The sequence below is a fragment of the Corynebacterium canis genome (assembly GCF_030408595.1).
Classification (GTDB): Bacteria; Actinomycetota; Actinomycetes; order Mycobacteriales; family Mycobacteriaceae; genus Corynebacterium; species Corynebacterium canis.
Genome location: NZ_CP047080.1, coordinates 2810080 through 2825772 on the forward strand (window position 1 = coordinate 2810080; position 15693 = coordinate 2825772).

Sequence of the window (15693 nt, forward strand, 5' to 3'; positions counted from 1 at the left end):
TATTGTGTGCAACCTGGTACGGGTGACATGCACACGCGGGCCCACGAGAACGCGGACCCGCGGTGACTTAGTTTTTGCGATCGGCGATGATCACCATGGCGGTTCGAAGCAGACGGTCACCCATAAGGTACCCGCGCCGGAGCACGGTTCCGATGACCTTGTCGTCCCCTTCGGAAAAATCTTGGACGGCTTCGTGGCGTTCCGGGTCGAAGTCGTCCCCTTCCGCACCGAACTCGGCGACATTCATGCCGGCGAGCGTGGCGCGGAACTTATCGTTCAAGGACTTCAACGGCCCTGCCTCTTCGAGCGCGCCGTGTTGCCCGGCAAGGTCGAGGTCGTCAATGAGCGGGAGAAGCGAGGTCACTACCTGCGCCTTGGCCATCTCGATCGCAACGGTGCGTTCGCGTTCCGTGCGGCGACGATAGTTGGTGTACTCGGCAGTGATCCGAAGCAGGTCTTCGGTACGCTCGGCGAGTTCCGATTCCACCTCGGAAACCTCGCCGTCTCCGTCCTGATCCGGCTCGACCTCGGTGCCCTCAACTGGCTGTTCCACTTCAGCTTCCTCCACCTGTTCGGGGGCGGCTGCTGCTTCCTCGGCTTCGGCTAACGCCTCGTCGATCGCGGCGTCGAGTTTCGGGTCACGCGGGGTGTCGCTCACTTCTTGTCTTCTTCCTCGTCAACTACTTCGGCATCGACGACGTCGCTATCAGCTGAGGCTCCATCGGTGGTGGAGGCGCCAGCGGCTTCGGCTTCGTAGATCGCCTTGCCCAATTCTTGGGACACGGTAGATAGATTATCTACAGCAGTCTTGATGGCGTTGATATCCTCACCCTTGAGTGCCTCTTCAACTTCCTTAGCTGCGGTTTCAACCTTGTCCTTGATCTCGGTGGAGATCTTGTCCTCGTTCTCGGTGACGAACTTCCGGGTCTGGTACACCATGGACTCGGCGGAGTTACGCACTTCCTGCTCTTCGCGGCGGCGCTTGTCCTCTTCGGCGTGCGTCTCGGCGTCCTTGATCATGCGATCAATCTCTTCCTGAGACAGGCCGGAGCCGTCCTGGATCTTGATGGTGTTTTCCTTGCCGGTGCCCTTGTCCTTGGCGGTCACGTGCACGATGCCGTTGACGTCGATGTCAAAGGTGACTTCGATCTGCGGCAACCCACGCGGCGCGGGTGCGATGCCACCAAGCTCGAAGGAGCCGAGCAGCTTGTTGTGCGCAGCGATCTCGCGCTCGCCCTGGAAGACCTGAATCTGCACGGAAGGCTGGTTGTCTTCCGCCGTGGTGAAGGTTTCCGAGCGGGTGGTCGGGATGGCGGTATTGCGCTCAATAAGCTTGGTCATCACGCCGCCCTTGGTCTCAATGCCCAGGGACAGCGGGGTGACGTCCAGCAACAGCACGTCCTTGACCTCGCCGCGAATCACACCGGCCTGCAGCGCCGCACCAACGGCGACAACCTCGTCCGGGTTCACACCCTTGTTGGGCTCACGGCCGCCGGTGAGTTCCTTCACCAGATCGGTCACGGCAGGCATACGGGTGGAACCACCGACGAGAACCACGTGGTCAACGTCCTTGATGGATACACCGGCATCCTTGATCACCTGGTGGAACGGCGCCTTCGTCCGGTCCAGCAGGTCCTGGGTGATGCGCTGGAATTCGGTGCGCGACAGGGTCTCGTCCAAGAACAGCGGGTTCTTGTCCGCATCCACCGTGATGTACGGCAGGTTGATACTTGCGGTCTGCGCGGCGGACAGCTCAATCTTTGCCTTTTCCGCGGCTTCGCGCAGGCGCTGCATGGCCATCTTGTCCTTGGTCAGGTCGATGCCGGTGCTGGCCTTGAACTTCTCCACCAGCCAATCCACAATGCGCTGATCCCAGTCATCGCCACCCAGCGAGTTATCGCCGGCGGTGGCGCGGACTTCCACCACACCGTCGCCGATCTCCAGCAGGGACACGTCGAAGGTGCCGCCACCGAGGTCGAACACCAGGATGGTCTGCTCCTTGTCGCCCTTTTCCAAGCCGTAGGCCAGTGCGGCAGCCGTCGGCTCGTTGATAATGCGGAGCACGTTCAGGCCCGCGATCTGGCCGGCTTCCTTCGTTGCCTGGCGCTGCGCGTCTTCGAAGTAGGCGGGGACGGTAATCACGGCGTCGGTAACTTCTTCGCCCAGGTACGCCTCAGCGTCGCGCTTCAGCTTCATCAGGGTACGCGCGGAAATTTCCTGCGGCGTGTACTTCTTTTCATCGATGCCGACGTTCCAGTCTTCGCCCATGTGGCGCTTGACGGAACGGATCGTACGGTCGACGTTGGTCACGGCCTGGTTCTTCGCCGACTGACCGACCAAAACCTCGCCATTCTTGGCGAATGCAACCACCGACGGGGTGGTGCGGGAGCCCTCAGCGTTCGCGATAACTACCGGGTCTCCGCCTTCCAAAACGGCGACAACCGAGTTCGTGGTGCCGAGGTCAATGCCTACTGCGCGTCCCATAGTGTGTTCCTCCTGATGTTTAGGGTTCGTAGTGCAACATTCTCAAAGCCTGAGATTGACATCGCAGCACTCAACCTTCGATGACCACATTAGCAGCCACCTTGAGTGGCCACCACTCAAGCTTTTCACATTGTATAACAGGCCAACTAATAAAGTTGTTCCCGCGCGACTCAACTTTTTACATAACCGCAGGCCAGCACCCCAAAAATAGTTGAAAAAACAGGCGACTTCCAGCCGGATCGCACACCCGTACGCACCAACTCAGCACCCACCACACACCATCTACACACCGACCAAACACCCGCAAAACCTCCGCATCCACCCGCCCGCAGCACAGCTCTGCCGCCTAGTTGCCGGACCCGCCTCAACCCCACCTTTACCCCCACTAGCCTTCAGGTGATATGGGCCATAAGATCCCTTATATTCCCCATACGTCACGCATCGACTGCCGCTAGGTCTCCATACCTGTGTGTGACCCGAACGGCGATCGGCTACGGCAACACCACCATTGGATGAAAAGAGAGCCCCCTTTGCCTCAACCTTTTATGGTTTTGCTACCCCCGCGGTCACCCTCGCCGCCTTGGGCTTTTTTCGCCATGTTCGCTCCCCAAGCTGTTGGCGGGCGGACACGTCCTGCTGGGGACCGGCCACCTACCTTCCGTTGTGACCGATCCGTGTCATACCGCAAACACTTGTAATACACGCATTTGCATACAAAGGAAGAAGGAGTCCGTCTCACCATGACGTACGTCAACCGCGATCTTGAAAAGCTTCAAGAAAAGATTGTTACCCGGGCCAATGAGTGGCTCGCGGCGGAGAAAAACGCCGCGCGGAACAAGAGCACCGAACAGCTCGCCGCCATGGTGCATGACCCGAGTGGTGTGGAATTCACCATGCGCTTCGTGGACCGGGTCGCCCGCCCGCAGTGCAACGATGTGGCCGCCCGCGAGCTGGCCAAGCTCACCGATGATAAGTTGCCGGATTTCATCGGCCCGATCGACCGCACCTTGGTCTCCACCGGCGCCAAGATGGCTAAGTTCCTTCCCAATGTGATCATGCCTGCCGCCCGCACCCGCCTGCGGCAGATGGTGAGCCACCTGGTGCTTGACGCGGAGGGCAAGGCGCTGAACAAGCTCCTTGATGAATCCCGCGCGAAGGGCTACCGCCTGAACGTGAACCTCCTCGGCGAGGCCGTCCTCGGCGATGGCGAGGCAAATAACCGCCTCCGCCGCACCATGGAGCTGTTAAAGAACCCCCGCGTGGATTACGTATCCATCAAGGCCACCTCCGTTGTGGCCCAGCTGAACCCGTGGGATATTGACGGCAATACGGAGCTGCTCAAGGATCGCCTGCGCCCGCTGTACCGCCTGGCCATGCAGCGCGACCCGCACCCGTTTATCAACCTGGACATGGAGGAATACAAGGACCTCCATGTAACCATCCGCCTGTTCGAAGAGCTCCTCATGGAAGAGGAATTCCTCGGCCTCGAGGCCGGCATCGTGCTGCAGGCGTACCTGCCTGACTCGTTCCCCGCGTTGCAGCGCCTGGCTGAGTTTGCCAAGCGCCGCGCCGAGGCCGGTGGCGCGAAGATCAAGATCCGCCTGGTCAAGGGAGCGAACCTGTCCATGGAAAAGGTGGATGCGGAGCTGCACGGCTGGTACCCCGCGCCGTACGCCACCAAGGAGGACGTGGACGCGAACTACCTGCGCATGATGGACTATATCCTGCGCCCCGAGCATGAAAACGTGCGCGTGGGTATCGCATCCCACAACCTATTTTCGGTGGCGTCTGCCTACGAGCTGAGCGTTGAGCGTGGCGTCGAGGCGCAACTGGACGTCGAAATGCTGCAGGGTATGGCCCCCGCGCAGGCGGAGGCTGTGCGCCAGGCCGTGGGCACGGTGATTCTGTACACCCCGGTGGTCCACGCGGAGGACTTCGACGTGGCCGTGAGCTACCTTGTCCGCCGCCTGGAGGAAAACGGCGCCCCGGAGAACTTCCTGTACGCCCTGTTCGGAGGCGACCTTTCCGAGCAGGAGCAGCGGTTCCGCGAGTCGGTGGCCCGCCGCTGGGAGGTTTCGGAGGATTCCCGCCGCCTGACCACGCCGTCTACCTTTAACGCTTCCGATTCTGACCCGGCGTTACTGTCCACGCTGGAGTGGGCGCGCGAGTTGAGCGATCCGCAGCCGGAGTGGAAGCTGGTCACCGACGTGGACGTGGTTGACGCCGCCGTTGAGAAGCTGCTCGCCTCCCCGCGTCTCGACGTCGCGGAACGCACCGCCCTCCTCGAACGCGCCGCCGACGAGCTGGAGAACATGCGTCAGGAGCTCCTCGGTGTGATGACCCACGAGGCGGGCAAGACCGTGGCCGAGGCCGATCCCGAGGTTTCCGAGGCGATCGACTTTGCCCGCTACTACGCCAAGTGCGCCCAGGCCCTTAACACCCCTGGTTATTCCACCTTTACCCCGCATAACCTGGTGGTTGTGGCTTCCCCGTGGAACTTCCCGGTGGCCATCCCGCTCGGCGGTGTGTTCGCCTCCATCGCCGCGGGTGCGAAGGTTGTGCTCAAGCCCGCCCCGGAGGTGCGCCGCTGCGCCGAGGTGGCCATGAAGGCCCTGCGTAAGGCGGGTATCGGCGAGGATTTGGCGGAGCTGATGCACACGGATGAGGCGGATGCGGGCCGCCGCCTGATGTCTCACCCGGATGTGGACGCCATCATTCTCACCGGCGCTTCCGAGACCGCTTCGCTGTTCCGCGGGTGGAAGCCGGAGATGAATATCCATGCGGAAACCTCCGGCAAGAACGCAATCATTGTCACGCCTTCCGCGGACCCGGATTTGGCGGTTGCGGACGTGTACAAGTCCGCCTTTGGGCACGCCGGCCAGAAGTGCTCCGCCGCTTCCCTGGTCATCCTCGTCGGCGACGTGGGTCGTTTCACCGACCAGCTTATCGACGCCACTCGTACCCTACGTGTCGGCCACGGCTACGAGCTGTCCACCACAATGAACGGTCTAATTTCTCCCCCCGGCGACAAGTTGCTGCGCGGCTTGACCAAGCTGGAATCCGGCGAAACTTGGCTGGTCAAGCCGGAGAAGCTGAACGAGGAGGGCACCCTGTGGTCCCCCGGTATCCGCGATAATGTGCGCCCGGGCAGCTGGTTCCACACGCACGAATGCTTCGGCCCGGTGCTCGGCATTATGCACGCTTCCACCTTGGAAGAGGCTATCGAATGGCAGAACAGCACCGGCTTCGGCCTGACCGGCGGCATTCACTCGCTGGACGAGGATGAGGTCGCTTTGTGGCGCGAAAAGGTTGAGGTGGGCAATGCCTATATCAACCGCGGCATCACCGGTGCGATCGTGCAGCGCCAGCCCTTCGGCGGTTGGAAGAACTCCTCGGTGGGTGTTGGCGCCAAGGCCGGCGGCCCGAACTACGTGGCGCAATTGGGCACGTGGGCCGATGTCGATTCCGATATCCCCTCGGTGAGCCTGACCCCCGCGTACCGTGAGCTGGCCAATACCGATTTCCTGCGCCGCGCCGCCGCTTTGGACGAGTTGGCTTGGCGCACCGAGTTCGGCGTGGAGCAGGACTTCACCGGCCTGCGTTGCGAATCCAATGTGTTCCGCTACCGCCCGCTGGAAACCCTGTACGTGGTCGGCGACGATGAGGAGCAATTCGCGCGCCTGCAGCTGGCCGCCTTGCGCACCGGCACGGAATTGCGTCGCCTGGAAACCCACGAGTGGTTCCCGCCGCATTCCCGCATCCGCGCCATCGGCGACGGCCCGGTACCTGCCACGATCTACGAGTGGGCCGCGCTCAATGGCTCGGTTGTTATCGATACCCCCGTGCTGGCGGACGGCCGCCGTGAGCTCCTTCACTTCCTGAAGGAGCAGGCAGTGTCCACCACCAAGCACCGCTTCGGCTATATCAAGAGCGAAGACAAGTAAACTTCGCGCCTTAAGCCTCCCGCCGCCCTGGTTTTCCTATCCGGGGCGGCGGGAGTTTTATCACTGGTGCTCTTTATTGCTCGCCGTTATAAGTTTGCGCTGATGTTTATAAGTTTGCACTGTGGATTGCTTGGTAACAATATTGCGAACTGATGTTGGCACGTGCCCTTTTACATGGCAAAGTTATGGTCGATGAGTACTAATACCGACCCGACAGAAGCCCTCGTCAATGTTGTCGAAGGCACTCCAGCAGCTCCGCAAGCTGATGCTGGTACTTCTTCCACGTCGAGCGGCCAGGCACCGAAAGTCGACCGCGCCATTATCCTTGGCCAAGACGGTCGTTGGGTTGCCGCTTGGGCGCTCCGTTTTATTATCCTTGCCGTCGCCGCCTATATCGCCTGGCTAGGCCTTGCCCAGGTGTGGCAAGGCCTGCTGCCGATCATGCTATCGATTTTGTTGTGCACCGTATTGTGGCCGCCAACAAAATGGCTGCGCGATCGCGGCATGAAACCAGGGGCCGCATCCGCAATCACCCTCGTATCCGTCTTTGCGGTGATGAGCGGGCTGGTTGCCGCCATGGCACCAAGCGTTTCCTCGCAATCCAAAGACCTTTTCGATCAAGCCGTGTCCGGCGTGCGCTTTATCCAAAACTGGGTAAAGGGCCCACCGCTGAATGTGGATGCCGAACAGCTCAATAACGTGGTCAACGAAATCGTGTCTCGAGTGCAGGCCCAGGCGAGCAATATCGCAACGGGCGTGTTTGAGGGCGTGTCCACGGCGTCGTCAATCGCCGTCACCCTCGGCGTGGTGTTAGTACTCACGTTCTTCTTCCTCAAGGACGGCGATCAATTCATTCCCTGGCTGCGCCGCAACACCGGCGAAACGGCCGGCTGGCACCTGACCGAAGTGCTATCCCGCACGTGGAACACACTTGCGGGCTTTATCCGCGCCCAGGCCATCGTATCTTTGATCGATGCGGTGTTTATCGGCATCGGCCTGCTGCTGCTCGGCGTCCCGCTGGCGCTCGTGCTAGCCACGCTCACCTTCTTCGCCGGGTTCATTCCGATCGTAGGTGCGGTTTCCGCCGGTGCCATCAGCGTGCTCGTTGCGCTGGTGTCCAATGGCCCAACCACGGCCATCTTGGTCTTGATATTGATCCTGGTAGTGCAGCAGGTCGAGGGGAATATCCTGTCGCCGATCCTGCAGTCGAAGGCCATGAATCTGCACCCCGTGATCGTCCTCCTCGCGGTGCTCGTGGGCGGCGGTTTGTTCGGTATTATCGGCGCCTTTCTCTCCGTACCGGTGGCGGCCACGCTCGCGGTCTGGCTGCGCTACCACGCCGAAATGGTGTCGCTCCGCACAGGCGAAACTACGGTCGATGAGATTGAGATCCAAACAAGGGGCGCAACATCGAAGCTGACCGCCCACGAAACCATTGGTAAAATCCGCGAACGCTTCCACACCCTGGTAAACCGCCGCCAAGCGACGGTGGCCGAAGCCGATGCGAACACTGAATCGAAGCCAGATTCAAAGCCAGAGGGCGCCACAGATTAAGGATGGCTCGCGTCGGGGCAGGCGCGAGACCCTCAACCCCGGATATGCCGCACCACTCGGTCCCCGGCGCTTGCCAGCTCAAGCGCCCCTTGCGCTACCGCCTCCCCCCATGTCCGCGCCGCGGAATCATCGGCCTGATCGCTCACTTGTTTGAGCAGCGTGACGGGGATCCGTAACCTTCGGCCGATAAAAGCCACCACGTGGCCTTCCATATCCACTAGGTCGGCGCGCGCGGCGATCTTGTCTCGCACCTCGCCGTCCGCGATAAAGCTATCGCCGGTGGCTAAGCGCGCGACCGGAAACAACCCGGTTGGGCGCAGCGTAATCTCATTCGGAAACGGCTTCCCCGTTATCTTCGCTATCAGCTCGTCCGATACGTCGTGCCGCAGCACGCTGGAGATTTCGAAAATACCATTGAGCCCGCCGAGGCTCCCCGCGGTCCCGATATTGATAATGTGCCGCGGCCTCCGTTCGGCAAGGTATTCCATCAAAGTCACTGCGCAGCGCGTGGTGCCAATTCCGGTGATCAGCACGGGCTGGCCCGTAACGTGCGCCGCTTCTTCGGCGGTCGCGGAAACGAACAGGATTTCGTCTTGTTTCATAGTTGTTCATTGTAAGCGCCCTCCCAGCATCTAGACCGCTCTGTATGTTTATCGGTCCACATTCGAGCCCGCAGTACACCATTTACCCGCCGCCACCTCCCACACCTTCTACAGACAAAGCAGTCTAGAAAGTGCTTGCATTTCCGATCCGGGTTGCGCTATGTTAGGAGAAACTATCGCAGCAGAGGACGTTGACTATGAAGATCGCAATCATTGGCGCTACCGCTCACGGCATCCGTACCGCTGAGGAGTTCGCCGCCTTGCCCAATACGCACGTGGATATTTTTGATTCCCGCCCGGCCCCGTTTGGGCTTACGCACTACGGCGCTAGCCACCCCGATATTCGCTTTATCGGCAACGTTGACATTGGGCGCGACATTACGCGGGAGGAGCTAGACCCGCTTTACGACGCCGTGATTACCGCCACCCACTCCCCCATCGCCGTAAGCTACGACGTGCTGGATTTGATCCACACCAAGGGTATCCCCCACACCACTTGGGAGCAGCACTCACAGACGAACCAATCTTCACCCCGCGATTGGTTCGCCACGTTCCGGGCCGCCCGCGAGGTGCCTACCTGGATCTAGCGCCTTGCATGTGCTCTTGGTACCAATCCTGGTGCGTGAGCACGGTACTACTTGGGCGCCCGTTGCGGATCGGATCGTACCATTCCACGATCGGCGTATCGGGCGCCACAAAGCAGTATTCCATCAGGGGGGCGCACTGGGATTTCCATTCGTCCCAGGCGTGTGACACCACAATTTCGGAGACGCCGAGCACGTTATAAAACTTGTGGTGCGGCTGCCGGAACACCGCGCGCGCGTCGCAATCCTCGAGGATATCGTCGATATCCTCGCCGGCGAAGTCCTCGCCGAGGGGCACCATGACCGCACCGAGTTTGACGCAGGCGAAAAATACCTCCCAATACTCCTCGCTGTATCCGCCGAGGAATACCACGCGATCGCTCAGCCCGATCCCCATGGCGGCGAGCCCGGCAGCGACGCGGGAGGACGCGTCGTCGAGAGTCGCGTAATCCGTATCCACGCCCCCGGGGAGCGCCGCCGATTCAGCTGGCGATTGCTGCACGTAATATTCCAAGGCATCCGCGAACGTAGCAAACTCTGGACGGTACATTGCTGGCGAGCTCCTTCGTTTCATCATGGCGTGTTGCGCGGGATCATCAAGCCGCTAAGGCCACCGCCGCACGACCCATGCAGCAGTTGTTCTGTATCCGCCCCGCGATCGCTGAGATTGCTGCAACCTGCGGGGTTGTGGATAGTTACTACAGTCAGGATTACACGTATAAAGTTCCCGCGCAATTTAATGAGTAATTTTTCATTTTTCGCGGTTGCGGGCCCGCGCGGATTGGGTAATGGTTCGCTTGGCGCCCGTTAATTACAGCCAAGTAACTACATGCGCCACGAAACTGTGTTTGATTCATTCATGCGCGTTGCCCACACTCGAAAATTCAATCTTCCGCTATCGTAGTTTCCGTGCAGAAAAACCTGGCAATTGATTCTGTAGTGTTGATGGTTTCCAGCGCCACAAATGCAGTCGTAGGTCTTGCATTTTGGGTTTCAGCAACACGTTTGAATAACCCGGAAATCGTGGGAGCCGCGAGCACCGCCATTGCGGTCGCCACGACCTTATCCACCCTGGGCATGTTGGGCTTCGCGCAACTCATGGAACGCTTCCTCCCCCGCGCATCCACCCGCCAAGTGCTGGGCGCGATCGCATTCGTGGGGGCGTTTTCCCTGTTCCTAGGCTGGTTGTTTAGCCTGCCGTGGCTCACCCTGGTGCTCGCGCTCTTTGCGCTGTGCGATTCTTACCTGATCGGCTGCGGCCGCCCGCGGCTGGTGGCGGTGAAGAATCTTATCCACGCGCTGAGCAAATTTGGCCTGGTTTTCATACTGCCGATTGATTGGGCGTGGGGAATTCCCACAGCGGCGTTATTGATTTTTTATTGTTTTGGTACGTTACCGAAACGAAAACTGTATTTAGCTGATGTGTCATTGTATTTTACGCATAGTGTCGGCTGGTTATTGGCACAAATGATACCGGGGCTAGTCACCCCATTGATGATCAAGGAAACGGGCCTCGACCAAGCCGCCTACTTCAATATCGCCTGGGTCATCGTAAACACTTCATTTGTGTTGATTTCTATGCTTGGCGGCCCATTTGTAGCAAAAGTGGCAAACGCCGACGCCAATATGGCAGAAGCAACGCGCACACTAATTCGAATCATCGCCGGTGTGAGCGCCCTGCGCCTCATCGGGGTCTCCGCCCTCGGCCCGCTCGCGCTCTTCGTCTACGGCACCGACTACGCCTACCACGGATACCTACTGCTGATCCTGATGGGAATCGCACACTTTATTGGTGGCCCGTTCTACCTCTACGCCACCCTCGCTAGGATCTTCGGACGCATCGGCTACCCGATGTTGGTCCAGGCCCTAAGCTCCGCGGCGGTCATTGCGCTGATCTGGCTATTACTCCCGTCTTGGGGTATCACCTCGGTTGGCATCGCCTACCTGATCGTGGATTCCACCGCATTCCTCGCGATCGCATTGCCGCTCAAGCGGGCATTGCAGCGAGCGCTACGGGAACCCCAACCCACAGCGGCCCCCGAACCGGATCCGGCAATAACCCCCGACCCCTCCCACTGACAAGGCGCCCGCACGGCCCCCCGACCCCGCCCGCGGGTTTACAGCCTCCGATATTTTACGTCGAGGATTTCCACCACGGGCACGCGGTATTCGTCTTTCGGCGGGCCTTTTTCCCTGGTCACGCCGTTGTTTGCCACCAGCTCCGCGCCTTCGCTCGTGGCGTGGGATTCCACCTGCACCACTAGGCACATGGGCTCGTGCGGGATGTCCTCGGTGGTCTCGCCAAACATTTTGTCATCGCAGAAAAACTTGATGCTGTCTTTGCGCCATTCCACGGAGAACGTGGTGGGTTGCGTGGCGTCGCAATCCACCTTGAATTCTTGCTTGCCGGAGCCGTGGATAAATGCCTTGGTTTGCTGGCGGTCCGATCGGAAGTTTTCGGCGATATCGATCTCGGGCGGCCAGTGGTCCGCGGCGGGCCAGAGCAGCACGTGATAGGAAAGCACGGAGTGTGGGTAGGACTTCAGCCGCACGTCAAAGCGCCCGTAGAGTTTGGGGTCGCCGGAGTAGGAGACGCCCCCGGTGACCCAACCGTTGTACCCAGGGGCGCCGTAGAGGATATTGCCGCGCACCATGGAGGGGTCCCAGCGTACGTGCGGGTCGGATTTGGGTCGTCCGGAGTACGGTTCGAAGTTTTGGAGGGAGGCACTGCATGCAGTTAACGCTAGTGGGGCTAGCAGAAATGCACGTCTGCTCAACATTTGGTCCTCACGAGTAGTTTTTCCATGGCGTGGCGCGCACGGTAAAGCGGCGAGTACACGCCTATGGGAACAGTCACCGCCATCACCGCTCCATGTACCGCTTCTCGACGGTGCCCGCTGCTCCAGGTTTGCAGTAACGCTGGCGGTGTCAGATACTTTAGCAAGGGCAATTGGAGTTTGCGAGCGTCCGGAACCCGGGCGTGGGCGGTAGTGGCGATGCCCGGCACAGCCTCGAACCACACGCGGAACGAGCTGGGGGCACCGAGCTTGGCCAGGGTTTCCGCACATATCGACGTGTTTTCTAGGCGCTGGGGGTCCGAGTGGATCGCGCTGCCGGAGCGCTCGCGATAGTGGTAGCCGATAAAGGGGATAAGTCGGGTCTTGCGGATCTCCGGAAGAGCGTCCAGCAGCAGCATAAGGTCTTCCAGGGAGCTAAGGCGTTGCCGCCGGTCAGCGCGGTCGATGGCGCGCTTAAGCACCTCCGCGCGGAAGAGCTTGTTCCACACATAGCCGCGGACGGTGCCGTCAAAGATCGCTTCCTTAAGGTCTTCCACCACGATCTCATCGGCGACGCCTTCCATGACGCGGATGCGGCCCCGGCTATCGTAGTGGTGGGCGCGGCAAACCACCAGGTCAACACCATCGCTGGCGGCGCTGAGGCGCTCCAGGATGCACGGGTCGAAGGTGTCATCGGAATCCACGAACCAGATCCATTCCCCGGTGGCTTCCCGGATGCCGCGGTCGCGGGCCGCCGCGATGCCGGAATGCTCTTGGTGGATCACGCGCCCGTTACCCCAATTCTCGGCTATTTCGGGGCTGGCGTCGGTGGAGCCATCGTTAATCAGGAGGATTTCCACATCGTCGAGGGTTTCCAGGCATTCCAACGCCCGGGGGAGATGTTCGGCCGCGTTGTAAAACGGCACGACTACGCTAATCATGGTGTAAAGCCTCCAATGCTGCTTTCTCTACTGGTATGTCGCCGCGGGAAAGCACCACCACGGCTCGTTGTTTGGGTTGCACCGCCACCGCGCTCTGGAAATCCGGCTGACCGCCGGAAAGCGACCACTCCGTGCCTTCCCACTCCCGAGCCAGCAGGACGTACCGCAGGAAGCGGCCCACGTCCTGGACGGTGGAGATCCCGCCATTCGCCGGCGCTAGGGCGTCGAACTCATTGGAAATCCGGGTGTTTTGCAATTCCATGGGCACAAGCAGGCGGGTGCGCAACAGGGTGGGATAGTCGGTCTCGGCGGCCACCGCCAGGGCGTGCCCCAGCAAGGCGATACCCAGCTGGGAAGGGTTGACTTCCCCGCGGCTGGCAAGCGGATCCGCCTTTGCCCGCTGCAGCAGTTCCTGATAGTTCGGTTCCGCAATGTCCGTGGTTGGGGCGAGACCGCCGCGGTGCTCCGCGAGTTCCCGCAGGGTCACGTCGGCGGCTGGGGAACCCGCGACGTCGATAAGCGAACCGAGTTTGGTGCTGCCGGTGACCTCGCCACGGCGCACAGCGTTATAGAACAATTCAACGGTAAACATTTCGGTAAGAGTGTCCACACGGTACGGCGTGGTCAATGTGGACTCGATCAAGGCAAAGGAAACCTCGCGGTCCACGGCGAGCACGGCGATCATGCGGTTCTGGTGAATATGCGGGGTGACCTGCGCGGCAAGCTCGGAATCCCCACGCGGCGGAATCAGCGGCGGGGTCGGCGCGGTAAGCACCAGCAATATGGCGATAACGAAGACTACGTACCTCATAGGTAACCGCCCAACCTTAGAGCCGAACATGCGAGCGCAATCAGGAGGATCGGTACGCCGAGCCACCAACTGAACCACCAGCCGCGCTCCCGCGCCAGCACGGACCACAGGCACACCCAAAACGCGGCGACGGCTGCCACGGCGACAATGATCGTTCCGGTCATCCCAACCCCCAAACCCCGGGGGAATCCCCAAGCGGGACGCCGCTGAGATCGGTGCGTTCCAGCACCACGGCATGTTCGGAAACCCAGGTGATCTTGTAATTTCCGTAGGTTTCCAATTCCTCGGCCACGCGGCGGAAATCCTGGTCGTGGCCGTTGACCATGCGTTCGTAGTGCTCGCGGGTGGTGGTCATAAAGACCACGTCCGGTTGTTGCGCGAGCACGCCGATGAAATCGTTGATGGGGCTGGGCGGGGCCATCATTTCCGCAACCCGATCCATGCGCAGCGTGCCCTCATAACTCAATGGGCCGACGGTGGAGCCGTACGGCGCGCGGTCGAGCACGAAGCGGGCGGCCTGCACGACGTCGGCAGGCGTACGTTCGAATGCAATATTGACGCCGCGAGCCGTCACCCCGAGCAGCGCGCACACGCCGAGCACAAATACCGGGCGCACCCGCAGGCGGGCGATCATAATGGCCAAAAACGGTGCCGAATACAAAAACGCCCGCAGGATCACCTCGCCGCCATAGCTCTGGCCAAAGATCAACGTTGCCGGGGCCAGTACCGCAGCGGCCACCACCTTGTGTTTGGTGCGCCACCACACCAGCACGGCGACCAGGCCGAGGGCCAGGGTAAACAGCACGCGGAACTTCTGCATCAGGGTATAGATCGCCTCGCCGCGCACGCGTTCCGTGAGCCCGGAGGACACCGCCTCGCTGGCTTTCCCGAGGCCGTCCAATAACACGGGAAGGTTGCCCGCCCACCAGTCCGTGGCACCAAACACGAACCAGGTGGCAAACACCACCGCAACCCCCAGCCACAGCGTGCGAAACTTTGTCGCCTTGAGCAGCGACAAGAGCGCCAACAGCACGATCAGCGTCACCGGGGTGAGCTGGTGGGACACCACCATGGCGGTGGCCAGCAGCAGGGCCACGAACTCGTGCTCGTTGCGGAGCACCAGGGTGATCACCACCAGATACAGCAATAGTGCAGCCGATTGCGGGGAATAGTAATCCTGCGCGCTCCAGTTAATGGCAACGAACAGGATGCCCGCCAGCAAGGATTGCCGGCGCGTGCTGCCCAGCACCTGGGCCAGTGCGTATACCGCCGGGATATAGATCATGGCGATCACCGCCGGGTAAAACACCAGCAATCGGGTGGTACCGCTGATCTGCTGTATAAAACTCGCGGCGGTAAGGAAGCCGGGCCAGCTAAAGCGGGCGTCGATGCCGCCGAGGATGCCCCAGTCCGCGATGGCTTCCGCGAAGCCGACGTGGACATAGCCGGTATTCATCACCGCGCCCATATCGGCGAGGTTCACGGTGGCCACGATCATGCCGCAGAGCAGCGCCAATGCCGCCGGGTGCCACCACACGCACAAGGCAATAAGGAAGGCAGCGAACCATTGCCACGGCAGGACTTGGATCAGCCCGGCGGAGCCCGCGGCGTCGAGGTCTATCACGGCGATGGACCATAGCCACAGCGCGGTGGCCGGTAGGATCAGCCAGCCGGGGCGCGCGGACGGGGACCAGGCATTATTTCGAAGGTACGAGCGGATGTTAGGCAGCCAAGTTGATACCGCCGGGAGTTTTGGGTAGCCCAGCAGGGCGGGCAGCGCGAGGATGATCGCGGTAAGCAGCGTGCTGCGCACCGTAAGTTGCACCGCGAGCGTGACCAAAATGCACATGGCCAGGGAAATCGCGGGAGTGAGCGCGAGGAAGAACGCCCGCTCCCGGGTCAAGCGGGCCGCGATGCCCGCGCCGATCACCAAGGGGGCAAGCGCCGCGGGCCACATCGGGTGCACCACAAAGGCGGGCAGCATTAAACACCATGC

13 protein-coding genes are annotated in these 15693 nt (G+C 60.9%); 4 read left to right on the forward strand and 9 right to left on the reverse strand.

Features of this window, described 5'->3' with window-relative positions; genetic code table 11:
- Positions 1–67: 67 nt before the first annotated feature.
- On the reverse strand, positions 68–658 hold the full coding sequence (grpE, locus tag CCANI_RS12495) for a nucleotide exchange factor GrpE (protein WP_146324023.1): 591 nt from the start codon (positions 656–658) through the stop codon (positions 68–70).
- Positions 655–2484 (reverse strand): molecular chaperone DnaK, encoded by a 1830-nt coding sequence (gene dnaK / locus CCANI_RS12500; protein WP_146324024.1) that lies wholly within the window; start codon positions 2482–2484, stop codon positions 655–657. Before dnaK ends, grpE begins: the two co-directional genes overlap by 4 nt.
- Positions 2485–3224: 740 nt before the next feature.
- Between dnaK and CCANI_RS12505 the strand changes: the two genes are divergently transcribed.
- Together CCANI_RS12505 and CCANI_RS12510 are read left to right on the forward strand one after the other, a co-directional pair.
- On the forward strand, positions 3225–6428 hold the full coding sequence (locus CCANI_RS12505) for a bifunctional proline dehydrogenase/L-glutamate gamma-semialdehyde dehydrogenase (RefSeq protein WP_146324025.1): 3204 nt from the start codon (positions 3225–3227) through the stop codon (positions 6426–6428).
- 192 nt (positions 6429–6620) lie between these two features.
- Complete coding sequence (locus CCANI_RS12510) at positions 6621–7982, forward strand: AI-2E family transporter (protein WP_186750173.1); 1362 nt, start codon at positions 6621–6623, stop codon at positions 7980–7982.
- Between the two features lie 32 nt (positions 7983–8014).
- Here CCANI_RS12510 and CCANI_RS12515 read toward each other — a convergent pair whose 3' ends face one another.
- Entirely contained in the window at positions 8015–8584 is a 570-nt protein-coding gene (locus CCANI_RS12515; RefSeq protein WP_146324027.1) for a nucleosidase, read from the reverse strand.
- A 197-nt stretch (positions 8585–8781) separates the two neighbouring features.
- On the opposite strand from CCANI_RS12515, the gene CCANI_RS13620 reads away from it, so the two are divergent.
- Positions 8782–9171, forward strand: coding sequence for a hypothetical protein (locus CCANI_RS13620; protein ID WP_146324028.1), 390 nt, complete (start codon positions 8782–8784; stop codon positions 9169–9171).
- Here CCANI_RS13620 and CCANI_RS12525 read toward each other — a convergent pair.
- Complete coding sequence (locus tag CCANI_RS12525; protein ID WP_186750174.1) at positions 9158–9718, reverse strand: AMP-binding protein; 561 nt, start codon at positions 9716–9718, stop codon at positions 9158–9160. The two genes, CCANI_RS13620 and CCANI_RS12525, sit on opposite strands and share 14 nt — an antisense overlap.
- Before the next feature lie 473 nt (positions 9719–10191).
- On the opposite strand from CCANI_RS12525, the gene CCANI_RS12530 reads away from it, so the two are divergent.
- Complete coding sequence (locus tag CCANI_RS12530) at positions 10192–11247, forward strand: lipopolysaccharide biosynthesis protein (RefSeq protein ID WP_146324030.1); 1056 nt, start codon at positions 10192–10194, stop codon at positions 11245–11247.
- A 38-nt stretch (positions 11248–11285) separates the two neighbouring features.
- Here the strand turns inward: CCANI_RS12530 and CCANI_RS12535 are convergent, their stop codons facing one another.
- From CCANI_RS12535 to CCANI_RS12555, 5 genes are read right to left on the reverse strand one after another with little or no spacing between them, the layout of a single operon-like run.
- On the reverse strand, positions 11286–11948 hold the full coding sequence (locus CCANI_RS12535; protein ID WP_186750176.1) for a glycoside hydrolase family 16 protein: 663 nt from the start codon (positions 11946–11948) through the stop codon (positions 11286–11288).
- The gene (locus CCANI_RS12540) at positions 11942–12886 is read right to left on the reverse strand and encodes a glycosyltransferase family 2 protein (RefSeq protein ID WP_146324032.1); all 945 of its coding nucleotides are present in this window, start codon (positions 12884–12886) and stop codon (positions 11942–11944) included. The genes CCANI_RS12535 and CCANI_RS12540 overlap by 7 nt, the downstream gene beginning before the upstream one ends.
- Positions 12879–13697: a serine hydrolase gene (locus CCANI_RS12545; RefSeq protein WP_186750178.1), complete on the reverse strand. Its 819-nt coding sequence runs from the start codon at positions 13695–13697 to the stop codon at positions 12879–12881. The genes CCANI_RS12540 and CCANI_RS12545 overlap by 8 nt, the downstream gene beginning before the upstream one ends.
- Positions 13694–13861, reverse strand: coding sequence for a hypothetical protein (locus CCANI_RS12550; protein ID WP_186750180.1), 168 nt, complete (start codon positions 13859–13861; stop codon positions 13694–13696). Before CCANI_RS12550 ends, CCANI_RS12545 begins: the two co-directional genes overlap by 4 nt.
- Positions 13858–15681 (reverse strand): hypothetical protein, encoded by a 1824-nt coding sequence (locus CCANI_RS12555; protein ID WP_186750182.1) that lies wholly within the window; start codon positions 15679–15681, stop codon positions 13858–13860. Before CCANI_RS12555 ends, CCANI_RS12550 begins: the two co-directional genes overlap by 4 nt.
- Between the last annotated feature and the right edge of the window lie 12 nt (positions 15682–15693).

Bases quoted from the DNA above. Each gene is read 5' to 3' on its own strand.
- CCANI_RS12540 (WP_146324032.1), bottom strand. From the start codon at position 12,886: ATGATTAGCGTAGTCGTGCCGTTTTACAACGCGGCCGAACATCTCCCC.
- CCANI_RS13620 (WP_146324028.1), top strand. From the start codon at position 8,782: ATGAAGATCGCAATCATTGGCGCTACCGCTCACGGCATCCGTACCGCT.
- CCANI_RS12535 (WP_186750176.1), bottom strand. From the start codon at position 11,948: ATGTTGAGCAGACGTGCATTTCTGCTAGCCCCACTAGCGTTAACTGCA.
- CCANI_RS12525 (WP_186750174.1), bottom strand. From the start codon at position 9,718: ATGTACCGTCCAGAGTTTGCTACGTTCGCGGATGCCTTGGAATATTAC.
- CCANI_RS12510 (WP_186750173.1), top strand. From the start codon at position 6,621: ATGAGTACTAATACCGACCCGACAGAAGCCCTCGTCAATGTTGTCGAA.
- CCANI_RS12555 (WP_186750182.1), bottom strand. From the start codon at position 15,681: ATGCTGCCCGCCTTTGTGGTGCACCCGATGTGGCCCGCGGCGCTTGCC.
- CCANI_RS12545 (WP_186750178.1), bottom strand. From the start codon at position 13,697: ATGAGGTACGTAGTCTTCGTTATCGCCATATTGCTGGTGCTTACCGCG.
- CCANI_RS12515 (WP_146324027.1), bottom strand. From the start codon at position 8,584: ATGAAACAAGACGAAATCCTGTTCGTTTCCGCGACCGCCGAAGAAGCG.
- CCANI_RS12505 (WP_146324025.1), top strand. From the start codon at position 3,225: ATGACGTACGTCAACCGCGATCTTGAAAAGCTTCAAGAAAAGATTGTT.
- CCANI_RS12550 (WP_186750180.1), bottom strand. From the start codon at position 13,861: ATGACCGGAACGATCATTGTCGCCGTGGCAGCCGTCGCCGCGTTTTGG.
- dnaK (WP_146324024.1), bottom strand. From the start codon at position 2,484: ATGGGACGCGCAGTAGGCATTGACCTCGGCACCACGAACTCGGTTGTC.